Origin of the sequence: Kosakonia arachidis (genome assembly GCF_900116535.1) — a bacterium.
GTDB lineage: Bacteria > Pseudomonadota > Gammaproteobacteria > Enterobacterales > Enterobacteriaceae > Kosakonia > Kosakonia arachidis.
This window is the reverse complement of sequence record NZ_FPAU01000001.1, coordinates 789,709-801,265: the sequence shown is the minus strand read 5'-3', so window position 1 is coordinate 801,265 and position 11,557 is coordinate 789,709. Positions and strand designations below refer to the sequence as shown.

9 protein-coding genes are annotated in these 11,557 nt (G+C 55.0%); 1 reads left to right on the top strand and 8 read right to left on the bottom strand.

Going from position 1 to position 11,557, the window contains the following annotated elements; all coding sequences use genetic code 11:
• Positions 1-172 precede the first annotated feature (172 nt).
• The 4 genes from mukB to cmoM are packed head-to-tail and all read right to left on the bottom strand — an operon-like array spanning position 173 to position 7,415.
• On the bottom strand, positions 173-4,621 hold the full coding sequence (gene mukB / locus BM427_RS03850) for a chromosome partition protein MukB (RefSeq protein ID WP_090119362.1): 4,449 nt from the start codon (positions 4,619-4,621) through the stop codon (positions 173-175).
• Positions 4,621-5,325 (bottom strand): chromosome partition protein MukE, encoded by a 705-nt coding sequence (gene mukE / locus BM427_RS03845; RefSeq protein WP_043954037.1) that lies wholly within the window; start codon positions 5,323-5,325, stop codon positions 4,621-4,623. The genes mukB and mukE overlap by 1 nt, the downstream gene beginning before the upstream one ends.
• On the bottom strand, positions 5,306-6,628 hold the full coding sequence (gene mukF, locus BM427_RS03840) for a chromosome partition protein MukF (RefSeq protein ID WP_090119359.1): 1,323 nt from the start codon (positions 6,626-6,628) through the stop codon (positions 5,306-5,308). Before mukF ends, mukE begins: the two co-directional genes overlap by 20 nt.
• Positions 6,621-7,415: a tRNA uridine 5-oxyacetic acid(34) methyltransferase CmoM gene (cmoM, locus tag BM427_RS03835; RefSeq protein WP_090119357.1), complete on the bottom strand. Its 795-nt coding sequence runs from the start codon at positions 7,413-7,415 to the stop codon at positions 6,621-6,623. Before cmoM ends, mukF begins: the two co-directional genes overlap by 8 nt.
• Before the next feature lie 118 nt (positions 7,416-7,533).
• Between cmoM and elyC the strand changes: the two genes are divergently transcribed.
• Positions 7,534-8,313: an envelope biogenesis factor ElyC gene (gene elyC, locus BM427_RS03830; RefSeq protein ID WP_090119355.1), complete on the top strand. Its 780-nt coding sequence runs from the start codon at positions 7,534-7,536 to the stop codon at positions 8,311-8,313.
• Here the strand turns inward: elyC and BM427_RS03825 are convergent.
• The 4 genes from BM427_RS03825 to BM427_RS03810 form a co-directional block, all read right to left on the bottom strand.
• The gene (locus BM427_RS03825) at positions 8,290-9,183 is read right to left on the bottom strand and encodes a YcbJ family phosphotransferase (RefSeq protein WP_090119353.1); all 894 of its coding nucleotides are present in this window, start codon (positions 9,181-9,183) and stop codon (positions 8,290-8,292) included. The genes elyC and BM427_RS03825 overlap by 24 nt on opposite strands.
• A gap of 135 nt (positions 9,184-9,318) precedes the next feature.
• A complete protein-coding gene (gene kdsB / locus BM427_RS03820) occupies positions 9,319-10,065 on the bottom strand; it encodes a 3-deoxy-manno-octulosonate cytidylyltransferase (protein WP_090119351.1) in 747 nt (248 codons plus the stop codon).
• Positions 10,062-10,244 carry a protein YcaR gene (gene ycaR, locus BM427_RS03815; protein ID WP_007374147.1) on the bottom strand — a complete coding sequence of 61 codons (183 nt, stop codon included), beginning with the start codon at positions 10,242-10,244 and terminating at the stop codon, positions 10,062-10,064. Before ycaR ends, kdsB begins: the two co-directional genes overlap by 4 nt.
• A 53-nt stretch (positions 10,245-10,297) precedes the next feature.
• Entirely contained in the window at positions 10,298-11,527 is a 1,230-nt protein-coding gene (locus BM427_RS03810; RefSeq protein ID WP_090119349.1) for a winged helix-turn-helix domain-containing protein, read from the bottom strand.
• Positions 11,528-11,557: the final 30 nt, after the last annotated feature.

The following is an 11,557-nucleotide window of genomic DNA, read 5'->3' as shown; positions in this document are numbered from 1 at the left end:
GTTTCTCTTACATTGCTCGTGACCTGTGCGTCACCTTTTCTCAGTATATAAAGACAAAAAAGCATTTGCCTGACCTAATGTAAAGAAATTTAAAGATGAAGCACAGACCGCAGCGGCCCTTTCTGCAATAAAAAAGGCGACACCTCTGTCGCCTTTGTAATCTGCCCTGCCGTTAAGAGGCATCCGCCGTACCAGGGAGCGTTTCCGGCAGTTGAGCAGCAAAACCGCGCAGCCCCACGACGTGTACATGCTCATGATTCTGGAAGACTTTACGCACCAGTTTATAGGTGGTGCCTTTTTCCGGACTGATATTTTCCGGTGCTGCGATGATCAGCTGCATCTGCAAACGCTCGCACAACTCAAACAGCGTAGCGATGGAGCGAGCATCAAGACGCGCTGCTTCGTCGAGGAACAGCAGGCGACACGGCGAAATGTCCTTGCCACGCAGACGACGGGCTTCGTCTTCCCAGCTCTGCACCACCATCACCAGAATCGACATCCCGGTACCGATCGCTTCACCGGTCGACAGCGCACCCGATTCCGCGCGCAGCCAGCCATCGGAACCACGGTTAACTTCCACTTCCATCTCCAGATAGTTGCGGTAGTCGAGCAACTCTTCGCCGATGGTTTGCGGCGTCCGCTGGCCCATGTCGATTTGCGGGTTCAGACGCTGATAAAGTTTCGCCAGCGCTTCTGAGAAGGTCAGGCGGTTACTGTTAAACAGATCCTGATGCTGCTCATGTTGTTCAGAAAGCACCGTCAGCAGCGTCGCGTGGGTTTCCCGCACGTTCACGTTCAGCCGCACGCTATTGACCTGACCAAACGAAACGCTTTGCAGCCCCTGGTTCAGCATGCGAATACGGTTCTGCTCACGCTGAATGGTTTTGCGGATGATGTTCGCTACGCTGCGGGAGCTAATAGCCAATTTCTGCTCGCGCGAGGTCAGTTCTTCCGTCAGACGGCTCAGCTCGATCTCCATTTGTTCGATCGCTTCCACCGGATCGTCAGTGCGAATAATATCCTGACGGATACGTTCGCGCAGATGCTGATACACCGCCACAAAGAACTGGATCTTCCGTTCCGGGCGCTTCGGATCTTCCGACATACGCAACACATCGCGCAGGTGTTCGTTATCCGCTACAGCCAGACGCAGCGCACCCAGCGCTTTATCCGACATGGATCGCAGTTCGTCAGCCGAAAGATAGGCCAGCTCGCGACGGTGTAAACGGCGCTCAACACCATTGTCTTTCACCATCCGCATTACCGCACACCAGCCCGCTTTTGCCGTTACCACCTGCTCCCGCATTTCGTGATAATCGCGCTCCAGGCGACGCAGTTTGCGGGTCAGGTTATCCATCTCCGCTTCACAGAAGGTGAGCGCTTTTTCCAGTTGATTGCGACGCGCACGGTTCGTGGAGAGTTGCGCATGCAGTTCATCACGACGAATGCGTGCCCGCTCTTCCGCGCCGCCATCAGCGCGGACACCGATCTCCTGTAGCTCTTTTTGCAGATCGTTAAGCAGCTCTTTTTTGGTATCAAACGAACTTTTCAGCGAGGCCAGAACCTGGTTGTACTGGCTGAACTGCGCGGCATGGCTGCGCATTGCTTCACGCGCCCGGGTACGTTCAGTTTCCGCCAGCTCCAGACGCTGACGCAACTTCTCGTTCAGATCGTTATTGCCGTTGAACATTTCAGCCGAATCGGCGTAGCTGAAGTGTGCGCGGCGCTGTACCACTTCCGCCAGCGCAAACGCTTGCTGCCGAGCATCGCGTTGTACCTGCTGGGATGTGGCATAGTCGGCTTTTAACTGCTCAAACTGTTCTGGGTCACTTTGCAGTACAGAAACAACCGGCTCCAGTTTTGCCAGTTGGTTGCCAAACTGCTGAATAAAACGCGCGGCTTCCTGCGCTTCGTCCAGGCGTTCCTGTATTTCATCAACGCGATCGGCCAGCGTATCGTCAGCCAGCAAACTCACGCGCGGCAGCAGGCGGTTAAGCTGAGCAACGCCCTCTTTCGCCTGTTCAAACTGCACACGGTTTTGCTGGTTGTCGTTTTCATGATTGCTGATAGCACGTTCCAGCTCGCCGCGGCGGCTGTTGAGCGTACGGATTTCTGCTTCCGGATCGTCCTCAAATGCAACAGCCAGATGGCTGCCGATAAAGCGGCTGAATGCCTGATGCAGACGCTGCGTTTTTTGCACATCGAAAGAAAGCGTCGCAAAACGCTCGGCCAGGGCTTCACGCTCGGCGTGCAGGCTTTCAATTCGGCTTTCGCGCGCCGCACGGCCAAACAGCGGCAGCGATGGGAAACGCGAATAACGCCACTGGCGATCGGCGATTTTCACCACCACCGCTTTTTCCAGCTCGTCGACGGCGAACACGCTATCGTCAAAGGATTGCGGATCCCCTTCGATTAGATAGAGATCTTCCGGGCAATCTTCCAGCCCTTCCAGCATCTCCGCCACCTGCGACAAATCAGGAACTACGATGGCGTGACGCGACGGGCCATACAGCGCTGAATAATAGGGCGCATCGTCGATGCTGACATCGTCATAAATTTCCGACAGCAGCACGCCGCCAAAGCGTTCCGCCAGCGCGTTCAGACGAGCATCTTCCGCACCACCAGGTTGACTTAAGCGTTCAATTTCATCATCGACAGCACGTTTACTCGCGCCAACCTCATCACGCTCAACGATCGCTTCGCGCTCACGCTCCAGCAATTGTTGCAGGTATTCCGTCACTTGCTGGCCAGATTCGAACGCTTCGCCGCTCTGCTCGCTCAGTTGCGTCAGGCTACTCTGCGCCGCCAGCCATACCGGCGCGCGTTTTGTCAGCGTCTGAATGCGCGATTGCAGTTGTTCCAGTTCCTGGCGCAGCGTAAGACGCTGTTCGCCAGCAGTAGCAACGTTATCGGAGAGCGCGGCGATTTGCGCCTCCAACTCCTGATGCAGGTTATCCAGCTCTTCGACATCATACTGTTTGCCCTGACGCTTGCAGAACTCGGCGAACAGACGTTCGGCTTCCTGCTGCTCACGCAGACGCTGTTCCAGCTCATTCAGCCTCATGCGCAGCGGCTGCACCTGTTCAGCCAGATGGCGCTGGTTTACACCATCGCGCAGCAACTCGCGCGCCACTTCCCAGGCTTCATTACGCGCCAGCGGACCGTTGATGGCGGCCACCAGTTGGTAAGCCTGCTCGAACTGGCTGTGCGCGGTCTGAGCAACGCTTAATTTCTGATCCAGCAACAGCAGTTTTTCGGTCGCTTCCTGCTCTTTAGCCTGGAAAGTTTCCAGCCATTCGTTAGCACTTTCCGACGTGAGATCCGGTAACCGACACAGCTCTTTTGCCCGCTCCAGCGCCTGCAATGCCTGGTTGTACTGAATAGCGCGGGTTTGCTGCACATCCAGCGCCTGCTGGTAATCGGCAAGCTGGTTCTTCAACTCATCCACTTCCAGCTCGGCGGCCTCAGCGCGGGCTTCATTCTCTTCGTGACGCTCGGCGGCTTCTGCCACCACTTCGTGCTGTTCTTCGAGGCGAATCTGTAACTCTTCGAGATCCGCTTCGTAGCGTTCGATTTTTTCTTGCTGGCGCAGCGCCGTTTGCACCAGGTTCAGGTGATCGCTGGCCGCCTGGTAATCGGCTTCCAGATCGCCTTCCGCACCGGTATGTTCTGCCAGTTCACGTGCCATATCGACATGCTTAAACTGCTCGGCTGCCAGTTGCTGGCGCGAGGTAAATAGATCACGGCGAAACTCCAGCGCTTTATCCAGATGCACGCGCCGCTCATTGGCATGGCGCATGTAATCCGCCGCCACATAGTTGGTGGCTTCGCTGATCAAATGTTTGAACAGATCGCGATCCGACTGGGTCACGCGAATCGCTTCAAGCGTCATCCGGTTTTCACGCAGCGCCGCTTCCATATCCTGGAACGCTTTACGCACCCCGCTATTTTCCGGTAGCAGATAATCGCGTAGCGAGCGGGTAATGGCGCTGGAAATCCCGCCGTACAGCGAGGCTTCAATTAGACGATAGAATTTGCTGCGATCCGATGCGGAACGCAGACGACGCGCAACGATACCCAGATCGAACATCAGCGCGTGGTAATCGGTGATGGAGTTGAACTGCTTAAACTGTACGCCTTCCATCGCGTCCAGTTTGTCTTTCACTTCCTGCAACGACAGCACGCGCGCCTGACGCTCGTTCAGCGTTTCGGTCAGCAACTGCGTCGGCAATACAGCAGTCGGCAAGCCCTGAATGGCGAAAGGTTTAATATCCACTTTACGATCGCGCCCGGCAACCTGTTGCAGACGCACCCCAACCAGTACGCGCTGATGGCGGGAGTTGATCACGTCCAGCACCGAATAACAGACACCAGCTTTCAGTTTACCGTGCAGCCCTTTATCACGAGAGCCGGAGGTCGCGCCCGCTTCGGTGGTGTTACGGAAGTGCAGCAGCGTCAGATCGGGGATCAGCGCCGTGACAAACGCCGCCATGGTAGTGGATTTCCCGGCGCCGTTCCCCCCGGAAAGCGTGGTAACCAGCTCATCCAGGTCAAAGGTGCGGGCGAAAAAACCGTTCCAGTTAATCAGCGTTAGCGAACGAAATTTACCACGATCGATCATTACTCTTCCTCCGAGCTATCCGGCTGATTTTCTTCAGGCTCATCATTGAGCTGCAAGTGGTTTTCGACTGGCATGGCTTCACCGTCGCGGATCATACGCAGTTGCGCTTCGCGCGGATCGTCGCCAGAGCGGACATCTGCACCAAAGCGGAACACCGATTCCGTGATACGAAATTTGCTGCTGTCATTGCCCATAAACCAGATCATGCCAAGGCGACGCAGACGGTTAAGCGAGGAACGTACCTTTTCCTGCAGCTTCTGCCGGTCAAGATCGGAGCCGGTTGAGCGGTTGTTGACCAGTTTCAACAGTTTCGGTTCATCGGCCAGCGACAGCAGTTCATCGTACAACTCCTGTTGCGTGAAGATCCCTTCATTTGCCAGACGCTCCGGGCTCAGGTACAGGTAGCAGAGAATTTTACCCACCATCATATCCAGCTCGGAAAGCACCGAACGCGGAATCAGCGTGGTGGAGCGCGGGCGAAGATAGAAGAACCCCTCCGGCGCACGGATCAGTTCAACGTTATAACGCGCGTAAAACTCTTCCAGATATTCCTGAAAGTCCATCAAAAAGGCGTGATTATCCAGCTCATCAAGCCCGATATGCCGTCCTGAGCGCAATGCGCTGTCAAGCGCCGGAAACAATGGGTTAGCCAGCGCCTGCGCCAGTTTAACCGGCATCACTTGTTCAATATTTGTCGATGACATGCGCCTGTACCTTGGCTCCGTAATCATTAATCGGCTGCCATTTCGGCGGCAGTCCGGTGAAATCTGCTTGCGCTACGCCAAGACGTACCGCCTGATCGACTACAATACGCGCGATGTCGAAATGCCGGACACGCGGATACTGTGTCAGATATTCGCGGGTGACCAGCCCAAGATCCAGCGGCACACCTTTGGTTTTATAAATCGCCAGTTGCTGCTCAATCATTGCCGCCAACTGTTCGCGGATTTCGTTAAACTCTTCGAACTCCAGATCCGGCGGCAGTTCGCCAGTCACCTCTTCATCGCGTAGCGCCATCTCTTCATCGCGCATATCCAGTAGCCTGTCGGCATTGGCATAGGTCAATGCCCACGGCGCATCAAAATAAGACTGCACCGACTGGCGCAGACGCTGAGCGAAGACGCGGTTTTTATCCATATCGATAGCGGTACGGATAAATTTGTGCACGTGGCGGTCGTAACCGATCCACAGGTCGATCGACTGCTGACCCCAGCTTACAATGCGATCCAGCTTACTTTGCAGGTTGAACACCAGCTGATCGAGGAACTCCAGATCATCCCGGCCTACGGTGGAATCCTGGATGCTCAGCAGATTCGCCTGAAGTTTGTCCCCAGCGGCATCCAGCGTATCCTGCAACTCACGCAGTGTACCGGAGGTTTCTGACAGCAAAAATTCACAACTGGAGATGGCTGCCCGCCAGTCTTTATTCAGCAACTGGGCGATATCATCTTTCACCTGCTGCTGCTGTTCATCCATCAAGCGCTGGGTCAAATCGATGCTGTCGAAAATCTCCGCCACCGAATATTTCAGCGGTGCAAAGACGTTACGATGCCAGTGAAATTCGTCGCCACCCTCTTCCGCCGCGTCAGCCGCGCGTTTTAGCTCGCTTGCTACAATCGACAACTGCATAGAGAGGCGCAGTGTGGAAAATTCACGCTGGCGGATGTAGTAATCAGTGATGCCGATGCCGAGCGGCGTCAAGCGGTAGATCGCATTGCCTTCCACGAGTTCACTGGTAAAGCGATTTAACAAACGCTGACGCACCATGTCATTGATAGCGTTATTGGCGCGCTGAACGATGGTTTCGCTGGTTTGCTCAAACGCCTCGCTGACGTGGCGAAACGCGTCAACCAGTTCGCCTTCGCTCATCTCACCATCAAGACGCTCGCCGTTGAGCGTGGCGATAGCCAGCAAAAAAGAGAGCCTGTCGACTGGCAGCGAGATAGAGAAATCATTCTTCCTGGCCCAGGCAACCAGTTCGGGGACTGTCTGGGAAAATTCACTCATCGTTTGTCCTTCCATCGATTTGCGGCTTAAGCGCTGTCACGTGAATATAGCGGCCAAGGCTGATATATGGCTCCTGACGACAAAAGCGTGTTTCAAGCTCGAGCAATGCGTCAAAACAGTCGTGCTGTTGATGTTTTTCACGCAGGTAATCGTGAAAAACCCGTACGCCGGTTTTACCGGTAATGTGCCAGCCAATCTGTTCGAGCCAGCCGTAAACGTCCGCAGGATTGCGCGGATAGTCCGGGGAAAGGGTGCGTTTTTTACGTTTTGGCATACCTGCTTTCACATAGTCGAAATTCCCTGCCACCATATTGTGCATTAGCAGACCGTCGGCATTATAAAACATCAATGACAACACGCCGCCCGGGCGCAGCATCGACCACAATTTTTCTAATGCAAATAGGGGTTCTGCCACCCATTCAAGCACAGCATGGAACAATATCAGATCAACGGGCGATTCCAAATGCTCAGCCACATCCTGAACGGCGCATTGTACAAAATGCATGTTACCGCTCACACCTTTCGCCTCTGCTGCGATTTGCGCGCGCGCGATCATCTCTTTAGACACATCGCACAGGGTAACGTGGTGGCCCAACTGTGCCATCCGAATCGCTGTTTGTCCTTCGCCTCCGCCAGCATCCAGAACCCGCAACGGAACAGTGCCATGCGTTGCCAGCAGCGCATCAAGATCCTGCCACAGGATCGCCTGGCGCAACTGCCCTTTGGTAGTACCGTAGATGTTGCGCGAGAATTTCTCCGCGATATCGTCGAAGTTACGATCCTGCATGCACGCCCCACGCTTTTGGCAAAACCACTATTTTGTCACAGCCGTGACGAGAATGAACCCTTCTGGTGTAAGATCGGCTGAAATCGCTTGCTGTATGCTCAAAAAGGAGACGGTTCCTGTGCTTTTCAGCCTAAAAAAATTCCTGGGGGGCATGATGCTTCCCCTGCCTTTTTTGCTTTTGGTGATCGGGCTGGGGGTTATGCTTGTCTGGTTCAGCCGCTGGCAGAAAACGGGTAAGACATGTATTACTTTCGGCTGGCTGGTTTTGCTGCTGTTAAGCCTGCAACCGGTCGCGGATGGTCTGCTAAAACCTATCGAAGCGAAATATCCCACGTGGCGCGGCACACAGCCAGTGAAGTATATCGTCGTCCTTGGCGGTGGTTACACCTGGAATGATGCCTGGGCACCCAGCTCAAACCTGATTAATAACAGTCTGCCTCGCCTGAATGAAGGGATTCGCCTCTGGCGGGCCAATCCAGGCGCGAAACTGATCTTTACTGGTGCGGCAGCGAAAACCAACCCAGTCAGCACTGCAGAAGCGGGCGCGCGCGTGGCGGAAAGCCTTGGCGTCCCGCGCAGCGAAATTATGACGCTGAATGATCCAAAAGATACGGAAGAAGAAGCGGCAGCGGTGAAGCGAGCCATCGGCGATTCACCATTTCTGCTGGTGACCTCCGCATCGCATTTGCCGCGGGCGATGATTTTCTTCCAGCATGTAGGGCTGCATCCGCTCCCCGCGCCAGCAAACCAGATGGCAATTGAGTCGCCGTTGAATCCGTGGGAGCGCATTATTCCTTCCCCGGTCTGGCTGATGCACAGCGACCGGGTAGGCTATGAAACGTTGGGGCGTATCTGGCAGTGGCTGAAAGGCAGTTCAGACCAGCCAGGGAAGCAGTGATTTCGAGGCGAGATCGAAATTGACGCGGCTAAATCTGCCTGTGTTCACCAGTTGCGCCACCTCGTCCCAGAGCAGATAGAGCCAGCGCCGCCAGAGGAAGGATTCCGCCACCGGTGCGCGTTGTAAATAGCGCCAAAGCAGCCCTTCCGCCTGCGGCCCATCGACGAGATGAAACAGCTCATATTCACGGGGCGCCCATAGCATAATGCCGGGCCCCACCATCGCCAACAGTTGATCGCTGCGGGCATCCTTCAGCATACTGCGCAAATTAAAGCTGCCGTGCACCAGCACGCAATTATCATTGAAACCGTCAAACAGCGCGGACAGGCATTCGCGGGTGCGAAACAACAGCCGTTTATCCTGCATAGTTAGGCCAGTATTCTGATATTGATTGAGGGTAGTCCACAGCACTTCCACGCGCTGGCGATACCATGACGGCCAGACATTTTCTTGGGTGTTGTCGACCATACCGACGCAGCCGTGGCTGTCCTGACGGTGCCAGGCAAGTAGCGCCTCAACAATTTGGTCCTTTAACTGTTCCCAGCGCTCTGGCGTGCGCGTCGGGGCTTCCACTGGCACGCCGCGCAGACGCTCAATCAGCAACACATCAGGGCCGGGATGTTCTTCATGCGTCATCACCCCGTATACCACCGGCATCCGCACGGCACCGTTTCTTGCCAGCATTGAGATCTTCCAGGCCAGTTGACGAGCAATGCCTGGCGTAGAGAAACTCCGGGCCAGTAGCGGCAGCGGATTTCCCTGACTATCATACAGCGACCAAAGAGCAGAATCAGGCTTTTCACTGACACACTCCATGCGACTCAGTTTTTCTCCCAGCAGATGGCTCAGTTCAGCGCGCAGTTGTTCCATAGCAGAATGCCCTCACAAAAACGACTGCTTTTATAATGAGCGCCTGCAGGACGGATGTCACCCTGGTAAGATCAAAACAGCGCAGGAATTTGACAGGAAACGGAAAATCCCCTCCGGACAGAGGGGATGAAAGGCTTAACGCAGGGCCTGGCGAACGCGCTCAAGATCGTCTGGCGTATCCACACCCGTACCCGGCACAACACTTGCCACAGCAACGTGGATCTTCTCGCCATACCAGAGCACACGAAGCTGCTCCAGCATTTCGATCTGCTCCAGCGGACTGGTTTGCCAACTGACATAACGGCGGATAAAACCAGCCCGATAGCCATAAATGCCGATATGGCGCAGGAAGGTGTCACCAATCGTTTCACGGGAAAGCGCAAAACGGTCCCGATCCCATGGGATCGTAGCGCGAGAAAAGTACAGCGCATAACCTTCAGCATCCATCACCACTTTAACAGCGTTGGGATTGAACGCTTCTTCCGCGCTGTGAATGGGTACGGCGAGTGTCGCCATACCCACATTGCGAATGCTGAGGTTGCTGGCCACCTGACGAATAATCGCTGGCGGGATCATCGGCTCATCACCCTGCACATTAACTATTACCGTATCGTCGCTGAAGCCGCATTTTTCAACGACTTCGGCCAGACGCTCAGTTCCGGACTGGTGATCGGCGCGAGTCATGCAGACTTCACCGCCAGCCGCCTGCACCGCACGCATCACCTCTTCGTTGTCCGTTGCCACAATGATGCGATCGGCACCAGATTCACGCGCGCGTTCCAGCACGTGCACCACCATCGGTTTGCCGTTGATATCCACCAAAGGTTTTCCCGGCAAACGCGTGGAGGCGTAACGCGCAGGAATAATAACAACGAAACTCATGGCCGGCTCTCTTCCGCAGTTAACGAACGCGCTTCAGTTTCCAGCAAGACCGGAATGCCTTCCCGCACCGGGTAGGCCAGACTGTCAATTTTACAGATCAGCTCTTGCTTATCCTGGCTGTAGTAGAGTTTGCCGTTACACACAGGACAGGCAATAATTTCAAGCAAACGGTGATCCATCTTTCCTCCTGAGACACCGACAATTAATGCGTTAAGCTTATCACATCCATTTCTTACACCGCGTCTATTTCCAGCCCGCTTCGGCAGGCTGAAAACAACCCATCCGGCAGACGCGCAAACGTGATCCTTCGGGCCCCCTGCCAACGGGCGAATTCCGTAATGGCGTTTTGCAGCCCCTTTTCCAGCATACAGCCAGGCTTAACCCCGTCCTCAAGATAGAGCGCAATCACTTCCAGTACACCCTCTTTGCGGTGCATTTTGGCATCCATGCGCCCAACCAGCCGCCCACGGTGAAGCAGCGGCAACACGAAATAGCCAAACTGCCGCTTAGGTGCCGGGGTGTAGCACTCCAGACGATAACTGAAATCGAAAAACTGCTCGGCCCGCTTGCGATCCCAAACCACCGGATCAAACGGTGACAATACTGCGCTGTGCGTGGCGGTGAGTTGGTCTTTCTGTGCCGCTGCCAGTAGCGGCAATAGTGACGCATGCAGCCAGGATGGCCCCAGGGTTTCAACATTGACCGGATAAATTTGCCCGGCATCCTGCAACTGCTCCAGTAGTAACGGTAATGCTGGCTGACGCAGACGGTAGTAGTCTGCCAGCCACTGAGCACGAAACACCCCGAGACTACGGGCGCTGTTTTCCAACATCCGGTACTCCGCTGCCTCCTGCGACAGCACGTCTCGCTCATCATCCCAGTGTGGCATTACCCGCTGCGTGAGATCATAGACGCGCTGGAAATTACGGCGTTCGATAACCATCACTTTCCCGGCCGTAAACAATCCCTCCAGATGTCGCTTGTGAGGTTTCCACTCCCACCAGCCACTGGTGCCTTTACGCGGATGCTCAAAATCGGCAGAGCGCACCGGCCCATTTTTCTCAATATGGGCAACAAGCTGCTCAATTTCTTCGGCATGCTCCTGCATCCACTCTTTACGGTACTTCCAGCCCATCTTGTCAGGTGTCAGCATGCGGTGGCGTACAAGGGCAAAATCATCACGCGGTAAGAAACAGGCTTCATGAGCCCAATATTCCATCAGTTCACCACGACGTAGTGCGTCGTCAAGCCACTGCGATGGATACTGCCCAAGGCGGCTGAACAGCACCAGATAAGGGCTACGGGCAACAATATTGATAGTGTCGATTTGCAGCAGCGACATGCGCTGAATCATAGAGAGGATATCGGAAGGTACGGCGCGTCTGGCAGGTTTACGCAGTAAACCTTGCGCGGCGAGATGTAGATGGCGGGCAGATGTTAACGAGAGTTGCGGCACAGACATGGAGATTCCTGTTCAGTTAACAGGGCGCGG

Bases quoted from the DNA above. Each gene is read 5' to 3' on its own strand.
- mukB (WP_090119362.1), bottom strand. From the start codon at position 4,621: ATGATCGATCGTGGTAAATTTCGTTCGCTAACGCTGATTAACTGGAAC.
- mukE (WP_043954037.1), bottom strand. From the start codon at position 5,325: ATGTCATCGACAAATATTGAACAAGTGATGCCGGTTAAACTGGCGCAG.
- mukF (WP_090119359.1), bottom strand. From the start codon at position 6,628: ATGAGTGAATTTTCCCAGACAGTCCCCGAACTGGTTGCCTGGGCCAGG.
- cmoM (WP_090119357.1), bottom strand. From the start codon at position 7,415: ATGCAGGATCGTAACTTCGACGATATCGCGGAGAAATTCTCGCGCAAC.
- BM427_RS03825 (WP_090119353.1), bottom strand. From the start codon at position 9,183: ATGGAACAACTGCGCGCTGAACTGAGCCATCTGCTGGGAGAAAAACTG.
- kdsB (WP_090119351.1), bottom strand. From the start codon at position 10,065: ATGAGTTTCGTTGTTATTATTCCTGCGCGTTACGCCTCCACGCGTTTG.
- ycaR (WP_007374147.1), bottom strand. From the start codon at position 10,244: ATGGATCACCGTTTGCTTGAAATTATTGCCTGTCCTGTGTGTAACGGC.
- BM427_RS03810 (WP_090119349.1), bottom strand. From the start codon at position 11,527: ATGTCTGTGCCGCAACTCTCGTTAACATCTGCCCGCCATCTACATCTC.